The organism is Pseudomonas marginalis (assembly GCF_024169655.1).
Lineage (GTDB): Bacteria > Pseudomonadota > Gammaproteobacteria > Pseudomonadales > Pseudomonadaceae > Aquipseudomonas > Aquipseudomonas paraveronii.
On the sequence record NZ_JALJWV010000001.1, the window covers coordinates 3,812,340 to 3,830,522 of the forward strand.

Annotated in this window: 14 protein-coding genes; 2 read left to right on the forward strand and 12 right to left on the reverse strand. The window is 62.9% G+C overall.

The window, feature by feature from the left end; genetic code table 11:
* Window positions 1–17: 17 nt before the first annotated feature.
* From J2Y83_RS17235 to pedF, 12 genes are all read right to left on the reverse strand, one after another.
* The gene (locus J2Y83_RS17235) at window positions 18–1,169 is read right to left on the reverse strand and encodes an HlyD family secretion protein (protein ID WP_253396962.1); all 1,152 of its coding nucleotides are present in this window, start codon (window positions 1,167–1,169) and stop codon (window positions 18–20) included.
* Entirely contained in the window at window positions 1,166–2,809 is a 1,644-nt protein-coding gene (locus J2Y83_RS17240; RefSeq protein ID WP_253396963.1) for an MFS transporter, read from the reverse strand. Before J2Y83_RS17240 ends, J2Y83_RS17235 begins: the two co-directional genes overlap by 4 nt.
* 756 nt (window positions 2,810–3,565) lie before the next feature.
* The gene (locus J2Y83_RS17245; protein WP_253396964.1) at window positions 3,566–5,044 is read right to left on the reverse strand and encodes a DASS family sodium-coupled anion symporter; all 1,479 of its coding nucleotides are present in this window, start codon (window positions 5,042–5,044) and stop codon (window positions 3,566–3,568) included.
* A gap of 81 nt (window positions 5,045–5,125) precedes the next feature.
* Window positions 5,126–6,496: an ATP-binding response regulator gene (locus tag J2Y83_RS17250; protein WP_253396966.1), complete on the reverse strand. Its 1,371-nt coding sequence runs from the start codon at window positions 6,494–6,496 to the stop codon at window positions 5,126–5,128.
* Window positions 6,480–7,643 (reverse strand): alcohol dehydrogenase-like regulatory protein ErcA, encoded by a 1,164-nt coding sequence (gene ercA / locus J2Y83_RS17255; RefSeq protein WP_253396968.1) that lies wholly within the window; start codon window positions 7,641–7,643, stop codon window positions 6,480–6,482. The genes J2Y83_RS17250 and ercA overlap by 17 nt, the downstream gene beginning before the upstream one ends.
* Window positions 7,644–7,771: 128 nt before the next feature.
* Window positions 7,772–7,843 carry a pyrroloquinoline quinone precursor peptide PqqA gene (gene pqqA / locus J2Y83_RS17260; RefSeq protein WP_010209364.1) on the reverse strand — a complete coding sequence of 24 codons (72 nt, stop codon included), beginning with the start codon at window positions 7,841–7,843 and terminating at the stop codon, window positions 7,772–7,774.
* 729 nt (window positions 7,844–8,572) lie between these two features.
* The gene (exaC, locus tag J2Y83_RS17265) at window positions 8,573–10,093 is read right to left on the reverse strand and encodes an acetaldehyde dehydrogenase ExaC (RefSeq protein ID WP_253396970.1); all 1,521 of its coding nucleotides are present in this window, start codon (window positions 10,091–10,093) and stop codon (window positions 8,573–8,575) included.
* A gap of 121 nt (window positions 10,094–10,214) precedes the next feature.
* The gene (locus J2Y83_RS17270) at window positions 10,215–11,990 is read right to left on the reverse strand and encodes a PQQ-dependent methanol/ethanol family dehydrogenase (protein WP_253396971.1); all 1,776 of its coding nucleotides are present in this window, start codon (window positions 11,988–11,990) and stop codon (window positions 10,215–10,217) included.
* Window positions 11,991–12,125: 135 nt separating this feature from the next.
* On the reverse strand, window positions 12,126–13,058 hold the full coding sequence (locus J2Y83_RS17275; protein ID WP_253396972.1) for a quinoprotein relay system zinc metallohydrolase 1: 933 nt from the start codon (window positions 13,056–13,058) through the stop codon (window positions 12,126–12,128).
* Window positions 13,059–13,074: 16 nt separating this feature from the next.
* Entirely contained in the window at window positions 13,075–13,836 is a 762-nt protein-coding gene (locus J2Y83_RS17280; protein WP_253396973.1) for a quinoprotein dehydrogenase-associated SoxYZ-like carrier, read from the reverse strand.
* Window positions 13,837–13,845: 9 nt separating this feature from the next.
* Window positions 13,846–14,721, reverse strand: a complete 876-nt coding sequence (locus J2Y83_RS17285) for a substrate-binding periplasmic protein (protein ID WP_253396976.1) — start codon at window positions 14,719–14,721, stop codon at window positions 13,846–13,848.
* A 3-nt stretch (window positions 14,722–14,724) separates the two neighbouring features.
* Window positions 14,725–15,186: a cytochrome c-550 PedF gene (gene pedF / locus J2Y83_RS17290; protein ID WP_253396981.1), complete on the reverse strand. Its 462-nt coding sequence runs from the start codon at window positions 15,184–15,186 to the stop codon at window positions 14,725–14,727.
* 255 nt (window positions 15,187–15,441) lie between these two features.
* On the opposite strand from pedF, the gene exaA reads away from it, so the two are divergent.
* Both exaA and J2Y83_RS17300 read left to right on the forward strand, forming a co-directional pair.
* Window positions 15,442–17,349: a quinoprotein ethanol dehydrogenase gene (gene exaA, locus J2Y83_RS17295; RefSeq protein ID WP_253396987.1), complete on the forward strand. Its 1,908-nt coding sequence runs from the start codon at window positions 15,442–15,444 to the stop codon at window positions 17,347–17,349.
* Between the two features lie 58 nt (window positions 17,350–17,407).
* A complete protein-coding gene (locus J2Y83_RS17300) occupies window positions 17,408–18,055 on the forward strand; it encodes a pentapeptide repeat-containing protein (RefSeq protein ID WP_253396991.1) in 648 nt (215 codons plus the stop codon).
* Window positions 18,056–18,183: the final 128 nt, after the last annotated feature.

Below are 18,183 nucleotides of genomic sequence, written 5' to 3' on the forward strand. Positions count from 1 at the left end.
TTTTGATCGGCATGGTGTCAGGGTGGGGAGTTTTTCAGGCGGCCGGCGGTGTCGATACTCACCACCACCGACAACCCCGGCCGCAAGTGCTCGCTCTGCTCCTGGTCGGGATCAACGGTGATCCGCACCGGCAAACGCTGGGCGATCTTGACGAAGTTACCGGTGGCGTTATCCGCCTGCAACAGGCTGAACTCCGAGCCGGTCGCCGGGGAAATATACTGCACCGTGCCGCGAAACTTGCGGTGGTCGAGCGCATCGACGGTGAACGTTACCGGCTGGCCAACCTGCACATGGGCCATCTGGGTTTCTTTCATGTTGGCAATCACCCACAGCTGCTTGGGCACCAGCGCCATCAACTGCGCGCCGGAGTTGACGTAAGCGCCAAGGCGCACGCCAATCTGCCCCAACTGGCCGTCACGCGGCGCAGTGATGCGGGTGTTGGACACGTCGATCCGCGCCAGCTCCACCGCTGCTTCGGCACTCGCCACGGCGGCTTCCAGTGAACCGCGATTGACGATCACCGTCTGCAGGTCCTGACGCGCGATTTCCAGGCTGGCCTGGGCCTGCGCCACGGCGGCGAGAGTCTGGGCATTGGCGGCGCGGGTCACGTCCAGTTCGCGCCTGGACACTGAACCGTCGCTGATCAGTTCTTCGTTGCGGCGCAGGTCGGCAGTGCTTTTGCGCGCCTGGGCCTGGCTGTCCACCAGCGCGGCCTGGCGCAGTTTGATAGTGGCTTCGGCGCTGTTGCGTTGCTGCACCACATTCGCCAGCGCGGCCTTTTGCACCGCCAGTTGCGCCAGGGCCTGATCCAGGCGCTGCTTGTAGATGCGGTCATCCAGGCGCACCAGCAGGTCGCCGGCCTTGACGTACTGGAAGTCCTGCACCGGCACTTCGAACACATAGCCGCTGAGCTGCGGGCCAATGATCGTGACCTGGCCGCGCACCAGGGCGTTCTCGGTGGTTTCCACCGCGCTGCTGAACGGCGGCAATTGCCAGGCATACAGCACGATCAACACGCCGACGAGGGCAATCGCGGCAAAGCCCAGGGACGAGAGAATGCGCACCCCCAGGGAGCGCGGTTCGGTGACCGTGGCACCCGGTGGCGTGGCGCCTTCAGGGGTGGCGGCGATGGCGTTGGTAGTGGTCGTGGTGGTGGTCGGTTCGGTCATGAAGAAGCGCCGCTGGGTTGAACGGGAGTGGCCGCTTTGGTGGTGCTTAACAGCCACAGACTGCGGGTAAAGATCCAGAGCATGGTCAGGATCGCGACGATCGCGATCAGCATGAACACATCGTTGTAGGCCATCACATTTGCCTCACGGGTCGCCGCCGTGGCAAGGCTGCGAATGCCCATGAGGTTACGCAAGTCCGGGTCGGCGACGATACCGCCATAGGCCGAACCGCCGCTCTGCACCCGCGCGGCGACACGCGGGTCGAGCAGGGTCAGGTGCTCGACGATCATGCTCGAATGAAACTTCTCGCGCACAACCTGGAACGTCCCGAGCAACGCCGCGCCAATCAGGCCGCCGAGGTTCTGGCAAATGCCGAACATCACCGAAAAACTCACCAGGTTGCGCGGGTTGGTCAACACGTTCTTGGTGCCCAGCACCATGGTCGGCCCGAGAAAAAACGTGCCGCCAAAGCCTAGCAGGAACTGGCTGATGTACAGATTCTGCGGGCGGGTCAGGTTGCTGGAGAAACTGTCCATCACCGACCCGGTGGCCATCAGTGCCAGGGAAATGACCAGCGGCATCAGCAAGTGCGCCGGGTTGATCGTCAACGCACTGACCACCAGCCCGGCCACCGCGCCCGCCAACATCACCACGTACAGCGTGTGCATTTGCTGGTAGCTCATGTTCAACATCTGCATGAAGCCCACCGCGCCGGTGGACTGCTCCGACAGCACCATGCGAATCAGGATCACCGCCAGCGCCAGGCGAATCATGGTGCCGCTGCCCAGCCAACGGGTCATCAGCAACGGGTTGGCGCGATTATGCTCAATCGCCAGGCCGGTCATGATCAGCACCAGCGAACAGGCCGACGCCACACCGATCCACGGCGCTTCGAGCCACCAGTCGATCCGCCCGAGGGAAAGCACTGCGCAGAGCAGCGCCACCCCGCTGGCGAGGATGGCGAAGGTGAGAAAGTCGAGTTTTTCAAAGGTCTTGAAGCGGTCGCCAGGTGGCAACTTGAGCAGGAACACGCAGCCCAGGCAGATCAGCGCCATGCCCAGCTCAAACAGGTACAGGCCACGCCATTCGGCGATTTGCAGCAAATCTTCGGAAAACAGCCGCGCCAGCGGCAACGCCAACTGCGCGGTGCCCAGGCCCAGCACCAAGGCTTTCAAGCGCCACTTGGCCGGGAACGCCTGGATCATGTAATACAACCCCAGGGAACTGAGCGCCGCGCCGACCATCCCGTGAGCGGCGCGCACGGCGATGGCGGAGTTGAGGTCGTTGACGAACAAGTGGCCGAAGGTCACCAGCGCATACAGCACCAGGAACACCTCGGTAAACGCACGCAGGCCGAATTGCTGGCGGAACTTCACCAGGAGCAGGTTCATGCAGACGTTGGTCATGACATAAGCGGCGGGCAGCCAGGCCATTTCCGCCGTGGTCGCGCCGAGGACGCCTTGCAGGTATTGCAGGTTGGCGATCACCAACGAGTTGCCGAGGCCGCCGGTGATTGCGACCAGGACGCCGACCAATGCATACAGCCAGCGTTTGTGGGTGGGGTGTAGCGGCGTCGACGGCGAACCCGGCAGGGCCGGACGCTCGTGGGGCTGCCAGGTGCGGGGGGTGTAGTTGTCCATTCAGTGACCTTGATGAGCCGACACGCAAGGTCGGTGACTCCATTACTCAGGGAGTAGTAAACCTGAGAGGAGTTCATCTTGCCATGTTGAGGGTGCAATTGATTTCTGGAGCGGGCGTGGTCAAGTGTGGGGGTTGGCGGTGATGGCGGGCTCTGGGCCGGTTGGGTTGGGTTGGGTTGAGTACATATCCGTTGCTGCGGTCACGGCCGCTTATGGTTCCGCTCTTACAGCGGGTCACTTTGGAAAAGCCCCAAAGTAACCAAAGGGCTCTTGCCCCACCACTCGGCACCTCGCCTAGGCTCGGTGTGCCCGAACGCAGGCATTACTCCGCGGGCCGCCGTCACGGGCCATCCATGGCCCGGGACGGCTAAACCGGCATCCCTGCCGGTTTACCCGCTGCGTAATACCTGCGTTCGGCCAGCGTGGTTTTACGGGGCGCCTAAGATCAAGATCAAGATCAAAAGCAAGAGCAAGAGCAAGAGCAAGAGCAAGAGCAAGAGCAAGAGCAAGAGCAAGAGCAAGAGCAACGGCGTTTTCAAGGGGGCAAGGGGGTCTATCTGATCTATGGATATCCAAATGTGGGAGGGGGCTTGCCCCCGATAGTGGTGGATCAGTCATGCATGTAGTGACTGACACACTGCCATCGGGGGCAAGCCCCCTCCCACATTTGGATCTCCTTTGTACATTGGATCTCCTTTGTATTGGCGACCCCATGTGTATTGGAGACCCCATGTATGTTGAAAACCACGCGCCATATCAGATCCAGCCAAGCCAACTCCAGTACGTCGCCGCAAACACCAACATCAACCCATAACCAATCAACGTCACCAAAACCCCCACCTTGGCAAACTGCCGCGCCGTAAACGTCCCGGTCCCCAGGCACACCATGTTCTGCGGCGCATTGATCGGCAGAATAAACCCGTAGCTCACCACAAACCCCAGCAGCATGGTCATCCCCAACCGGTTGAATTCCCCCGGCAAGGTCTGCAACACCGCAATCAGGATCGGCAACAACGCCGAGGTCAACGCCGTCGCACTGGCAAACCCCAAGTGGATCAAGATCAAAAACGCCCCGAGGATCGCAAACACGCCCAGCGGCCCGACCTGGTCCAGCCCGGTGTGTGCCACCACCTGCGAGCCCAGCCATTGCCCGGCCTGGGTAGTCAGTAACGCCGTACCGAGGCTGATACCGACACCGAACACAATCACCGTGCCCCACGGAATCCGCGACTGCACATCCTTCCAGGTCATCACGCCAATCCCCGGCAACAGCAGGAACACCAGCCCGGCGTAGGTGGTCGAGGTGGTGTCGAAATTGTGCAGGCGCCCTTCGGTAGCCCATGCCAACAGCAACAGCAGCGATACGGTGAGCAAGCGTTTTTGCGGGCCGGTCATTGGGCCGATGTCCACCAGCGACTGGGCCACGGCTTCTTTGCCGCCGGGGATGCTGTCGCTTTCCGGCGGCAGCAGTTTGATCACCAGAAACAGCAACACCGCCGACATGATCAGCGCCCACGGCGCGCCGGCGATCAGCCAGTCGATCCACGACACGCGCTGGCCGAGCATCTTGTCCATAAACCCGACGGTCAGCAGGTTCTGCGCAGCGGCGGTCTGGATGCCGACGTTCCAGATGCTGGTGCCCTGGGCCACCACGATCATCAGGCCGGCGGCGATGTTCGAGCGCTTGTCGACGCCAAACGCCGCCACCACGCCCATCATGATCGGCACCACACAGGCACTGCGCGCGGTGGCGCTGGGCACCACGAGGCTCAGGAGGATGGTCACCGCGATTGCCCCCAGCAGAATGCCACGGGTGCTGGTGCCGACCCGGGTCAGGGTGACCAGGGCGATGCGCCGGTCCAGGCCGGTATGGGTCATCGCGGCGGCGATGAACAACGCGCCCGCCACCAGGGCCAGCGCCGGGTTGGAGAAGCCGGTCAGGGCCATGCTGATGGCCGGGCTGGAGCCGATCAGGTGCGTCGGGTCTTGCAGCGACGGCGCGGTGCCGAGCAAGAACGCCATGAGCGAGGTGATCATGATCGCGCTGGCTTCATAAGACACCGCCTCGGTAATCCACACCACCACGGCAAACGCGAGGATCGCCAGCATGCGATGCCCAGCGACCGGCAAGTCAGCGGGCAGCGGTAACAGCAGCACCCCGACCATCACCAGCACAGCGGCGACCAGGCCCAAGGGCAACTTGAAGGATGCAGCGGTTGTTGCGGGGGCGCTCATGGGGGGGGCTCCGTCGGCCATCAAGTCAGGCTGGGAGCATGGCGCAAAATGTCGCAGGCGGTGTTGACAGGTATCAAACTTCTAGGCCAACAACTGACTCAACACGGCCCGTAACTTCCCGGGCTTGACCGGTTTGTTCAACAGCGGTGCGTCCAGCCGCCGCAGGATGCGCCGGCACTGGTCGGTGCGGTCGGCGCTGATGATCACGGCGGGAATCGACTGGGCGAAATGCTCGCGCAGGTACTTGACCACCTCACAGCCCACCACGCCGTGGTCCAGGTGGTAGTCCGCCAGGATCAACTCCGGCGCCCTGCCCTGCAACGCGAGCAACGCACCGGCCTGGTCGGTGGCTGTGACCACCTCGCAGCCCCACTGCCCGAGCAGCGCGCTCATGCTTTCGAGGATGCTGACCTCGTTATCCAGCACCAGCAAACGCCGCCCCGGCAGCGGGTTGCCGGTGGTCGGTTGCGCGGGCAGTTGGCTGATGGCTAACGGCATTTCTTCGCTGATGGGCACTTCGATGCTGAACATCGACCCGCGTCCCGGCCACGAGCGCACCGCCACCGGGTAACCGAGGATCTCAGCGATACGTTCGACAATCGCCAGCCCCAGGCCCACGCCCTTGCGGTCCGAGGCGCGGCCGACATCCAGTTGGTTGAATTCGAGGAAGATCGCATCGAGCCGGTCGGCCGGGATGCCGCGCCCGGTGTCCCACACTTCCAGACGCAGGCGATCGCCTCGGCGGCGGGCGCCGAGCAGGATGCAACCGTCGTCGGTGTAGCGGCAGGCGTTGCTGAGGAAGTTGCGCAGAATCCGCGTCACCAGCCGCAGGTCGGTCCGGATCGCGTAATGGCCGGTGTGTGAGCGCAAATTCAGTCCGGCGGCCAGGGCGACGGACTGGAATTCGGAGACCAGCGGCGCAAACAGCTCGTCCAGGCGATACAGCGCCACGTCCGGCTTGACCGCCGCCTGGTCCAGCCGCGAGATATCGAGCAAGTCGGTGAGCAAATCCTCGGCCCCTTCCAGGGCCTGGTGCGTGCGCTCCACCAGCACCTGTTCGACGCTGGGCAATGGCCGTTCGCGCAGGGTGGCGATCAGCAGCCGTGCCGCGTTGAGCGGCTGCAACAAGTCATGGCTGGCGGCGGCGAGGTACTTGTCCTTGCTGCGGTTGGCGGCCTCGGCGGCGTCGCGGGCGTCGCGCAGTTCCTGTTCGACCTGTTCGCGCTGGGCGATCTGCTGTTGCAGGTTGCGGTTGGCTTCGAGCAGTTCATCGGTGCGCGCCGCCACCCGCAACTCCAGCTCGTCGTTAAGGCGAATGTAGCGGTTGCGCTCGGCCTCCAGCTCATGGAGGCGGGCCGTGAGTTCCGGGTAGTGGCTTTTTCGCGCCGACTGGTCGCCCAACCCCAGCAGCCCAGCGAGGGCGCGCTGCTGGTCGTCAGAGAGCTTCGCCATAGACGACCTCGACATCACGCTGGCTCGATTCGCGAGGGTTGGTGAGGATGCACGGGTCGTGCATGGCGTGCTGGGACAGGAACGGAATGTCCGCCACCCGCACGCCGTGCAGGCCGAGGGTTTCGTGGAAGCCGATGGCATGCTTCAGCGCGATCAGATGCTCGACCAGCCGCCCGCGGATCTGCGGATGAGTCAGGCCGCGGCAGTCGATGCCGAACGTCTCGGCAATCACCTTGAAGCGCTCCGGCGCCGAGTTGTAGTTGAACGCCACCACATGCTCCACCAGCACCGCGTTGCACAGGCCGTGAGGCAGGTCGAGGAAGCCGCCGAGGCTGTGGGACATGGCATGCACTGCGCCGAGGATCGCATTGGAGAACGCCAGCCCGGCCTGCATGCTGCCGAGCATGATTTTCTCGCGCAGGGCGATGTCCGTCGGGTTGGCGATCATCTGCACCAGGTTGCCATTGATCAGCCGCATGGCTTCCAGCGCGTGGGGGTCGGTCAGCGGGCCGTGGCCGGTGGAAACGAACGCCTCGATCGCATGCACCAGCGCATCGATGCCGGTACAGGCGGACAGGAACGGGTCCATGCTGGCGGTGGTTTCCGGGTCGATCAGCGACACATCCGGCACCACCGCCTTGCTGACGATGGAGAACTTCATGCGCTCTTGCTGGTTGGAAATGATCACGAACTGCGAGACATCCGCCGAGGTGCCGGCGGTGGTGGGGATCAGGATCAACGGCGGGCTGGGCACGCGAATGGTGTCCACGCCTTCGAATTCGAGGATGTTGCGCCCATGGGCGACCACAATACCGATGGCCTTGCCGCAATCCATCGGGCTACCGCCGCCGATGGCCACGATCACGTCGCAATGGTTGTCGCGGTACACCTCGGCGCCGAGCATGACTTCTTCGACACGGGGGTTGGGCGAGACGCTGCTGTACAGGCAGTAATCGATACCGAGGGCCTGCAGGCTGGCTTCCACATCGGCGACCCAGCCGGCGGCGATCACACCGGGGTCGCTGACCACCAGCACTTTGCGCGCACCAAAGGTCTTGGCGTAATTACCGACGTTGTGCCGGCAACCGGCACCAAAGATGATTTCAGGCGAGACGAATTTACGTAGGAGGCTCAGATTTGGGCTCATTGGTAAGCCTGTTTTTATTATTTTTGGGAAGATGCACTCCACACTAACCCATCCGCGCGCGAATGCAATCAGACCAAAGAGTCATTCCCCAAACGACCCCGGCCAGCGCAGGGCTGGCCGGGGGTGAATCAGCGGCTGGCGAAGTACATGGTCACTTCAAAGCCGATACGCAGGTCGGTAAACGCGGGTTTAGTCCACATGGGGCGATCCTCTTGTTGTGCCGGAAGATTCCGGTAATGGCATTAATGCATGGGGGGATGGGGGTGCGAATGCTACTTTCGAACGAGCCTGGAGCATGCCTTGGTAGCGGGTGTACGCCGAGCAAAACTGTGGGAGGGGGCTTGCCCCCGATAGTGGTGGGTCAGTGACATAAATCTTGACTGACCCACTGCAATCGGGGGCAAGCCCCCTCCCACACTGGATTGCATTTCAAGTCGGGGTTAGAAGAAGCCCAGTGGCTTGATGTGGTAGCTCACCAGCAGGTTCTTGGTCTGTTGGTAGTGATCCAACATCAGCTTGTTGCATGGGGGAAGTCTTCTTGTTGTACCTGAAGGGGTGTACGCCGATCAAAATGTGGGAGGGGGCTTGCCCCCGATAGCAGTGGGTCAGTGACATAAATCTTGACTGACCCACTGCTATCGGGGGCAAGCCCCCTCCCACATTGGATTGCATTTCAAGTCGAGGTTAGAAGAAGCCCAACGGGTTGATGTCGTAGCTCACCAGCAGGTTCTTGGTCTGCGGGTAGTGATCCAACATCAGCTTGTTGCATGGGGAAAGTCTTCTTGTTGTGCCTGAAGGGGGGTACGCCGATCAAAACTGTGGGAGGGGGCTTGCCCCCGATAGTGGTGGGTCAGTGACATAAATCTTCACTGACCCACTGCAATCGGGGGCAAGCCCCCTCCCACATTGGATTGCATTTCAAGTCGGGGTTAGAAGAAGCCCAACGGGTTGATGTCGTAGCTCACCAGCAGGTTCTTGGTCTGTTGGTAGTGATCGAGCATCATCTTGTGGTTCTCACGCCCCACACCCGATTTCTTGTAGCCGCCAAACGCGGCGTGCGCTGGGTACAGGTGGTAGCAGTTGGTCCACACGCGACCGGCCTTGATCGCCCGGCCCATGCGGTACGCACGGTTAATGTCGCGGGTCCACAGCCCGGCACCCAGGCCGAATTCGCTGTCGTTGGCAATGGCCAGGGCTTCGGCTTCGTCCTTGAAGGTGGTGATACCCACCACCGGGCCGAAGATTTCTTCCTGGAACACGCGCATTTTGTTATGACCCTTGAGCAGGGTCGGCTGGATGTAGTAACCGCTGGACAGGTCACCCTCCAAACGCTCGGCCGCGCCGCCAGTGAGCAGCTCGGCGCCCTCTTCCTGGGCGATTTTGAGGTAGGACAGGATCTTGTCGTATTGCTGCTCGGACGCCTGGGCGCCGACCATGGTTTCGGTGTCCAGCGGGTTGCCACGCTTGATCTTGGCGATCTTTTTCATCACCACTTTCATGAAGTCGTCGTAGATCGACTCCTGCACCAGCGCACGCGATGGGCAGGTACACACTTCGCCCTGGTTGAAGAACGCCAGTACCAGGCCTTCGGCGGCTTTTTCGATGAACTGTGGCTCGGCGTTCATGATGTCTTCGAAGAAGATGTTCGGCGACTTGCCGCCCAGTTCCACGGTCGACGGAATGATGTTCTCGGCCGCGCAATGCATGATATGCGCACCGATTGGCGTGGAGCCGGTAAAGGCGATCTTGGCGATGCGCTTGCTGGTGGCCAGCGCCTCACCGGCTTCACGGCCAAAGCCCTGCACGATGTTCAGCACGCCCGGTGGCAGCAGGTCATTGATCAGTTCGGCAAATACCATGATCGACAGCGGCGTCTGCTCGGCCGGCTTGAGCACGATGCAGTTACCGGCGGCCAGGGCCGGGGCAAGTTTCCAGGCGGCCATCAGCAGCGGGAAGTTCCACGGGATGATCTGCCCGACCACGCCCAACGGCTCGTGGAAGTGGTAAGCGGCGGTGTGTTCGTTGATTTCAGCGGCGCCGCCTTCCTGCGCGCGGATGCAACCGGCGAAGTAACGGAAGTGGTCGGCGGCCAACGGTACGTCGGCGTTGAGGGTTTCGCGCACGGCTTTGCCGTTGTCCCAGCTTTCGGTGACGGCCAGGACTTCGAGGTTCTGTTCGATACGGTCGGCGATTTTCAGCAGCACCAGGGCGCGATCCTGGACCGAAGTCTTGCCCCAGGCGTCGGCGGCGGCGTGGGCGGCGTCGAGGGCCTTGTCGATGTCGGCCGCGTTGGAACGCGGGAATTCGGCGATGACTTCACCAGTCACTGGCGAAGTGTTGGTGAAGTATTCACCGCTGACTGGCGCGACGAATTCGCCGCCGATGAAGTTACCGTAGCGTGGCTTGAAGCTGACGATGGCGCCAGGGGTGCCAGGTTGTGCGTAGATCATGTTGAAGCCTCTGTCTGGGTCCGGGCCTGTCGGTCAACAGGCGATGACCCGATAGTAAAGAGGCCCCGCTGCCGGGCGAATGCGCCGTTGGCAGGGGGATTCTTGTCATTTGGTCGTAGATTCAGCGTTTGCCGACCAGGTCTTTGGGCAGTTTGAAGGTCCAGAGCATGCCGCCCTGGTTGAAGTCCTTGATGCGCTTGGCCACTTCACCGCCCCACAACGGCACCGCGCCGCCCCAGCCGGAGAGCACCGAGACGTACTGTTCGCCGTCCATTTCCCAGGTCACAGGCGAGCCGAGTACGCCAGAACCGGTCTGGAATTCCCAGACCTTCTCGCCGGTCTTGGCGTTGAAGGCCTGCAGGAAGCCTTCCGGCGTACCGGTGAACACCAGGTTGCCCTTGGTGGTCAGGACCCCGCCCCACAGCGGCGCGAAGTTCTTGTGGCGCCAGACTTCCTTGCCGGAGACCGGGTCGATGGCGCGCAGCACGCCGATATAGTCTTCGTTCAGCGGCTTGATGGTGAAGCCCGCACCGAGGAACGCCGCACCTTTTTTGTAGGTGATGCCTTCGTTCCACATGTCCATGCCCCATTCGTTGGACGGCACGTAGAACAACCCGGTGTCGCGGTTATAGGCCATCGGCATCCAGTTTTTCGCGCCGAGGAACGCCGGCGCAACGAACACCGAGGTACCCTTGGCTTCGCTGCCTGGCGCACCGGGGCGGCTGGCGTCGTTGTAGATCGGCCGGCCATTTTTATCCAGGCCGGTGGCCCAGGTGATTTTGTCGACAAACGGGAAGCCACGGATGAACTTGCCGTTGGTGCGGTCGAGCACGTAGAAGAAGCCGTTACGGTCGGCGGTGGCCGCCGCTTTGATCTCTTTGCCGCCTTCGGTGTAGTTGAAGGAGACCAGTTCGTTCACGCCGTCGTAGTCCCAGCCGTCATGGGGCGTGGTCTGGAAGTGCCACTTGATGGTGCCGTCATCCGGGTTCAATGCCAGACGCGAGGACGAGTAGAGGTTGTCGCCAGGGCGCAGGTGCGAGTTCCACGGTGCCGGGTTGCCGGTGCCGAACAGCAGCAGGTTGGTTTCCGGGTCGTAGTAGCCGCCGAGCCACGGCGCCGCGCCGCCGGTTTTCCACAAGTCGCCAGGCCAGGTCTTGCCCGCCTCGCCACCGGAAATGCCGTTTTCCACGGCCTTACCGTCCTTGTAGACGTAACCCATGTGACCTTCGACAGTCGGACGGGTCCACAGCAGGTCACCGTTTTTCGGGTCGTAGGCTTCGATCTTGCCCACCACGCCGAATTCGCCACCGGCCACACCGGTAATCAGCTTGCCGTTGATCACCAGGGGCGCGGCGCTGATCGAGTAGCCTTCTTTGTGGTCGGCGACTTTTTTGCTCCACACTACTTTGCCGGTGTCTTTGTTCAGGGCCACCAGCTTGGCGTCGAGGGTGCCGAAGAACACCAGGTCGCCGTACAGCGCCACGCCCCGGTTGATCACGTCACAGCACGGGCGGATGTCATCGGGCAGACGCGCATCGTACTGCCAGAGCTTCTTGCCGGTGCGCGCGTCCACCGCGAACACCCGCGAGTAGGACCCGGTGAGGTACATCACCCCGTCCTTGATCATCGGCTGCGCCTGCTGGCCGCGCTGCTTCTCGCCGCCAAAGGAGAACGCCCAGACCGGGCGCAGGTCCTTGACGTTGTCCACGTTCAGGGTATCGAGCGGGCTGTAGCGCTGGCCCTGCACGCCCAGGCCGTTGGTGACGATCTGCCCGGGGTTTTTCGGGTCCTGGAGGATGTCCTGGTCGCTCACGGCGGCCATGGCCTGGCCGGATAACAGAATGGCACCGAGCAACACACTCAAGGCGAAGGGTTGGCGGCGTGCGGGTTGGGTCATGACGGCTACCTCTGCGGTTTTTTGTTATACCCGGGAAATTTTCCCGGTCTGGTACAGATTCTTGGGCGCAGGGGCGGTTGTCACAATTGACCGCAGTATCGAGATTGCTAGTTCCTTAGTAGCGGGTCGGGCCTGTCAGCGGGCGGAATCGACGCGCTGCATCTGCTCGCGCTCGTAACGCGGGTACAGGTGGCTGACGCTGCGGATCAGTTCATAGCGGCTCAGGTTGATCGCGGCGAAGCGCTCGGGAATGGGGCTGCGGATCATCTCGGCCATGTCGGTGCCCTGGGCGGCGCCGTCGCGCAGCAGTTGGTCGAGCCAGGTGAGGTAGTCGCGCATCTGCGCGAACGGCTGCGCATCGTTGGCCACCGGGCCATGGCCGGGCACGACCAGGGTCCAGGGCAATGCCTGCAGGGTGTCGATGTCCGCCAGCCACGCCGCCAGCCCGGGGCTGTTGGGGGTGGTGAGGGCACGTTGGTAGAACACCAGGTCGCCGGCAAACAGCACACCGGTGCTCTGGTCGAGGATGGCCAGGTCGGCGTCAGTGTGACCGGTCAGCGCGAGCAGGCGCAGGTCGTGGCGGCCAAAGCTGAGCACGCCGGGTTCGAGCACTTGCGTGGGCAATTGCACTTCAGTGCCGCGCATCCAGTCGCCGACCATGCGGTAGAGGTTTTCCGCCATGCCATTGCCCTGCTCATGCAGCAGGCGCGTGGTGCCGGCCAGGGCGCCGATGGGCACGTCCTTGAAGGCCTGGTTGCCCAGCGCATGGTCGGGGTGGTGGTGGGTCAGCAGCACCTGGATCACCGGCTTGGCGGTGACGCTGGCGATGGCCTTGCGCAGGGCTTCGCCGTAGCGCCGCGACGGCCCGGTGTCGATCACCACCACGCCAGCCTCGGTGACGATGAACGCGGTATTGACGATATTGCCGCCGTTGTCCTTGGCAAAATTGTCGGTACTGCCTTCCAGCAGCCAGGTGTCGTCGGCGATCAGCCGTGGCTTGAGGGCGTAGTCGAGGTCTGCCACGGCGGGCAGGCTCAGGCTCAGGCACAACAATAGAATCCAGCGCATGCCGCGCTCCTTCTGGTCAGGGAATGGCTGCGTCGAATTCATTGCCGCTGTTGTCACGCAGCACCAGGCGCGTCGGCCCGGGTGCGTCGATGTCAAAGGCCAGGTTGGGGTTTTCGCTGACCGCCGGGAACAGCTCCAGCTCGGCCAGCACCTGACCGTCCCGGCCACGCAGTTGCGCGTGGTTGAGATAGAACTCGGGGATGCCGCTGACCATGCCGTTATCCATCGGGTGCGCCACCTGCACGCGCACCCGGCTGAATTCACCGCGTGGATAACGCCCGCCGAGGACTTCGCCGATATGCTCTTCCCAACCCGGCTGGGTGCGGACCACGCTGGGCGCGGTGCAACCGCCGCCGGCCGCGTCGATCAGGGTCGAGCCGACGTGCCACAGCCCGTCATCGGTGAGCACCGCCGCACGCAGGGGCGTGGCCTGTTCGATGCGGATACGGATCGACAGCCAGGGCAGTACCCCGGCCTTGGGCTGAAAATCGACAATCTTCGGCAACGGGTTGAGCTCGGCCCAGGCGAGGATCTTCACCACATGGCCCTTGAATGCCCGCGCATCGATTTCCAGTGGCACCTGCCGCGCATCTTCGGCGAACGGCGGCGCCAAGAGCTTGACCCGCTCGTCGAACACGAACGGCGCATCGGCCAGCAACTGCTTGTGGTAGAACGCCCACATCACCGACGGCACCGGGTCCGGGCCCGGTTCGACCGCCGCAGCGTGGGCCGCCAACGGCAACCAGCAGGCCAACATGCAGTTCAGTCGCCAGTTCATCGCCTGCTCCTATTGGTACATTTCGGGCACTTCGTACTGCAGGCCGTAATGGCTGTAGATGGTTTGCACTGAGCCGTCGCGGATCAAGCCTTCCAGCGCTTCTTCCACCGCGTAGGCCAACTGGCGATTGCTTTCGTGTACCGCCATGCCGATCTCCCAGCGCTGCCGGCCCATGCTCGGGTAAGCGTTTTGCGCCAGGGCCAGTTGCGGGTCGTGCGCCTCATGCACCTGCCAGTCGATCTCGCCGCGCATCGCCATCACCGCGTCGACTTCACCGGCCTTCATCGCCGCAAACGCCTGGGGTACACCGGGGTAGTGATGGGTCTGGCGGGCGAGCATGCCGTTGAACACCGAGGTCAGGTAGAACGACGGCACGCTGTCGACTTCGACGCCGATCGGGTGTTCCTCGAACACCGCCACGCTGGCGACCTTGTCCAGGCGCCGGCGGTCGTAGGCCACCTGCCATTGTTCGTTCTGGTACGGCCCGAACATCACCACATGGCCGTTTTCCAGTTCGCCCTGATCGTTACGCCTTTGCGCGTAATCGTGGTCGTAGGGTGCGCGCATCATCAGGTCGGCCAGTTGCTGGTTATGCAACTGGCTGCCGCGCCAGATGTAGTCGCGCAGGTCGTCGTCGAGTTTTTCCCCGGCCGGCGCCCAGATCAATTTGAGCTGCACCCCCAGCGCTTTGGCCAGGGCCTGGGCCAGCTCCACGTCAACCCCGCGCGCGGTGGCACCGTCTTCGAAACTGTAGGGGGCAAAGTCTTTGTACACCGCCACTTTCAGCTCACCGGCGGCGATCATCTGGTCATAGCTGCGCACCTGCGCCTGTGCCGTCTGGCAACACAGCAGGGCCAGGCCGAGCACATAAGCGAACAGGCGCATGGCTTACTCCTCGACGTGAACGCTGTCCAGGTAGGTGCGTACCGCCCACAAGGCTTCCTGGCTCAGGTAATCGGCCATTTTCGGCATATACACCCGGCCGTCGCGCACCGCGCCGTGACGCACGCGCTGCACAAACCACTCATCACCGGCCTCGCCCACATCCAGCATGCGCAAGTCGGGGGCGATGCCGCCGGACTTGGCTTCCAGGCCGTGGCAGGCGGCGCAGTTCTGATTGTAGGCGGACGAACCGATTTCCAAGGCCCGGTCGTGTTCAGGCGAGGTGCGATAGGGGTTCACCGCCGCCCAGCCGTCCTCGTCAACCGGCACACCGGCGTCCTTGATCGAGGTCAGGCCTTTGGTTTCCACTGCTTGCGGGACCACGTTGCCGTGGGCCCAGGCTGGACCTGCACCGATCACACCGGCCAACAGCCCGGCGACGAGCAAGGCATTGAGTTTTGTTGTCATTATTTTTGCCCTCAGGATTGCACGCAAAACCTCACTGCAGAGGTTATGGCAACCATCTTAGAAACCCTGGGGCATGGGCCGTATGCTGCTTTGGTGGCCGGCTTATCCTCCCTTGGTAGTAGGGCTTGTGGGGCACGCCTAAAACAGCGGCGCGCCGGGAAGTCTTCCCGGCAACAGCGGGACTTTTTCCGTATCCGCCCAGCACCCTGGCGCTCCACCCTGTGCAGGCCAAAACCTCCACTGGGAACTGCAACCATGATAATAAGATCGCTACCCGCCCGTTCGCCGCTGAGCCTTGCCGTGCAGGCTTTCCTGCTGGTCGGCAGCCTGTCCTTGAGTGCGGCCAGCTTCGCCGCCGCCAACCCTGCCGCGCCGTCCACCGCAAAGGCGACGCGCAACGTCACCTGGGAAGACATCGCCAACGACCACCTGACCACCAAGGACGTGCTGCAATACGGCATGGGCACCAACGCCCAGCGCTGGAGCCCGTTGGCCCAGGTCAACGACAAGAACGTGTTCAAGCTCACCCCGGCCTGGTCCTACTCGTTCGGCGATGAGAAGCAGCGCGGCCAGGAATCCCAGGCCATCGTCAACGATGGCGTGGTCTACGTCACCGGCTCCTACTCCCGCGTGTTCGCCCTCGACGCGAAGACCGGCAAGCGCCTGTGGACCTACAACCATCGCCTACCCGAGAACATCCGCCCGTGCTGTGACGTGGTCAACCGCGGCGCGGCGATCTTCGGCGACAAGATCTACTTCGGCACCCTCGACGCGCGCCTGATCGCCCTCGACAAGAACACCGGTAAAGTGGTGTGGAACAAGAAGTTCGGCGACCACGCCGCCGGTTACACCATGACCGGCGCCCCGGTGCTGATCAAAGACAAGGTCAGCGGCAAGGTGCTGCTGATCCACGGCAGCTCCGGCGATGAGTTCGGCGTGGTCGGCCAGTTGTATGCGCGCGATCCGGACACCGGCGAAGAAGTGTGGATGCGCCCGTTCGTCGAAGGCCACATGGGCCGCCTGAACGGCAAGGACAGCACCCCGACCGGCGACGTGAAAGCCCCGTCGTGGCCGGATGACCCGACCACCGAAACCGGCAAAGTCGAAGCCTGGAGCCACGGCGGCGGTGCGCCTTGGCAGAGCGCGAGCTTCGATGCCGAGACCAACACCATCATCGTCGGCGCCGGCAACCCCGGCCCGTGGAACACCTGGGCGCGCACCTCCAAGGACGGCAACCCGCACGACTTCGACAGCCTCTACACCTCGGGCCAGGTCGGTGTCGACCCGAGCACCGGCGAAGTGAAATGGTTCTACCAGCACACCCCGAACGATGCCTGGGACTTCTCCGGCAACAACGAGCTGGTGCTGTTCGACTACAAGGACAAAGACGGCAAAGTGGTCAAGGCCACCGGCCACGCCGACCGCAACGGTTTCTTCTACGTGGTCGACCGCAACAACGGCAAGCTGCAGAACGCCTTCCCGTTCGTCGACAACATCACCTGGGCCAGCCATATCGACCTGAAAACCGGGCGTCCGGTGGAAAACCCAGGCCAGCGTCCGGCCAAGCCGTTGCCGGGTGAAACCAAGGGCAAGTCGGTGGAAGTCTCGCCGCCGTTCCTCGGTGGCAAGAACTGGAACCCCATGGCCTACAGCCAGGACACCGGCCTGTTCTACATCCCGGGCAACCAGTGGAAAGAGGAATACTGGACCGAAGAGGTCAACTACAAGAAAGGCTCGGCGTACCTGGGCATGGGTTTCCGCATCAAGCGCATGTATGACGACCACGTCGGCACCCTGCGCGCGATGAACCCGACCACCGGCAAGGTGGTGTGGGAGCACAAGGAAGCCCTGCCGCTGTGGGCCGGCGTGCTGGCGACCAAGGGCAACCTGGTGTTCACCGGCACCGGCGACGGTTTCTTCAAGGCCTTCGACGCGAAAACCGGCAAGGAGCTGTGGAAATTCCAGACCGGCAGCGGCATCGTCTCGCCGCCGATCACCTGGGAACAGGATGGCGAACAGTACATCGGCGTCACCGTCGGCTATGGCGGCGCGGTGCCGTTGTGGGGCGGCGACATGGCCGAGCTGACCAAGCCGGTGGCACAGGGTGGGTCGTTCTGGGTGTTCAAGATCCCGAGTTGGGATAACAAGACCGCGCAGAAGTAACCCTTTGCGGGGAGCGTCAAGCCACGCGCCCCCGCTTTCCTTCCTTAGAGGCCTAGCCATGAAATACCTGCCCCTCTTGCTCCTGCTCTCCCTGCCCGTGGCCCACGCCGACGACGGCGACGACGCCCCGCTGGTCATCAACGGTTGCACCATCGCCGAACACAGCCAATGCCCCGGCGCCAACCTCAAGGGCGCTAACCTGAGCAACCAGAACCTCGCCAAAATGAACCTGGCCGGCGCCGACCTGCGCGATGCGGACTTGCGCCACGCCAACCTCGACCTGGCCAACCTGGAAAAAGCCCAACTGCAAGGCGCCAACCTGACCCGCGCCAGCCTGCAACAAAGCAACCTGCGCCTGGCCGATTTCACCGGCGCCACGCTGATGGCGATCCAGGGGTGGGGCTTGTTTGCGCAAGGCGCGCAGTTTGAAAACGCCAACCTGAGCGCGGCCTACCTGCAATTCGCCCGGCTGTCCGGGGCAAAAATGCACAAGGCCAACCTGCGTGCGGCGGATCTGGAAATGACCTGGCTGAGCAAGGCCGACCTGCAAGGGGCGGACCTGAGCGATGCTAATTTGCAAGAGGCCAAGTTCGGTGAGAGCAACCTGGAAAGCGCGATCCTCACGGGCGCGCGGCAGCATTATGCGAATTTCCAGGATGCCAATATGGAAGGCTGCAAAGACTGCCCTACCACCTGGAATCGTTAGACCACCACCATTCAAATGTGGGAGGGGGCTTGCCCCCGATAGCAGTGTGTCAGCCAATACATGCATGACTGATCCACCACTATCGGGGGCAAGCCCCCTCCCACATTTGAATGCTGTGGAACAGAGAG

Excerpts from the sequence above, each read along its gene's own strand:
- J2Y83_RS17240 (WP_253396963.1), bottom strand. The coding sequence starts at position 2,809 with ATGGACAACTACACCCCCCGCACCTGGCAGCCCCACGAGCGTCCGGCC.
- J2Y83_RS17235 (WP_253396962.1), bottom strand. The coding sequence starts at position 1,169 with ATGACCGAACCGACCACCACCACGACCACTACCAACGCCATCGCCGCC.
- J2Y83_RS17245 (WP_253396964.1), bottom strand. The coding sequence starts at position 5,044 with ATGAGCGCCCCCGCAACAACCGCTGCATCCTTCAAGTTGCCCTTGGGC.
- J2Y83_RS17275 (WP_253396972.1), bottom strand. The coding sequence starts at position 13,058 with ATGCGCTGGATTCTATTGTTGTGCCTGAGCCTGAGCCTGCCCGCCGTG.
- exaA (WP_253396987.1), top strand. The coding sequence starts at position 15,442 with ATGATAATAAGATCGCTACCCGCCCGTTCGCCGCTGAGCCTTGCCGTG.
- J2Y83_RS17280 (WP_253396973.1), bottom strand. The coding sequence starts at position 13,836 with ATGAACTGGCGACTGAACTGCATGTTGGCCTGCTGGTTGCCGTTGGCG.
- pedF (WP_253396981.1), bottom strand. The coding sequence starts at position 15,186 with ATGACAACAAAACTCAATGCCTTGCTCGTCGCCGGGCTGTTGGCCGGT.
- J2Y83_RS17250 (WP_253396966.1), bottom strand. The coding sequence starts at position 6,496 with ATGGCGAAGCTCTCTGACGACCAGCAGCGCGCCCTCGCTGGGCTGCTG.
- J2Y83_RS17300 (WP_253396991.1), top strand. The coding sequence starts at position 17,408 with ATGAAATACCTGCCCCTCTTGCTCCTGCTCTCCCTGCCCGTGGCCCAC.
- J2Y83_RS17285 (WP_253396976.1), bottom strand. The coding sequence starts at position 14,721 with ATGCGCCTGTTCGCTTATGTGCTCGGCCTGGCCCTGCTGTGTTGCCAG.
- exaC (WP_253396970.1), bottom strand. The coding sequence starts at position 10,093 with ATGATCTACGCACAACCTGGCACCCCTGGCGCCATCGTCAGCTTCAAG.
- ercA (WP_253396968.1), bottom strand. The coding sequence starts at position 7,643 with ATGAGCCCAAATCTGAGCCTCCTACGTAAATTCGTCTCGCCTGAAATC.
- J2Y83_RS17270 (WP_253396971.1), bottom strand. The coding sequence starts at position 11,990 with ATGACCCAACCCGCACGCCGCCAACCCTTCGCCTTGAGTGTGTTGCTC.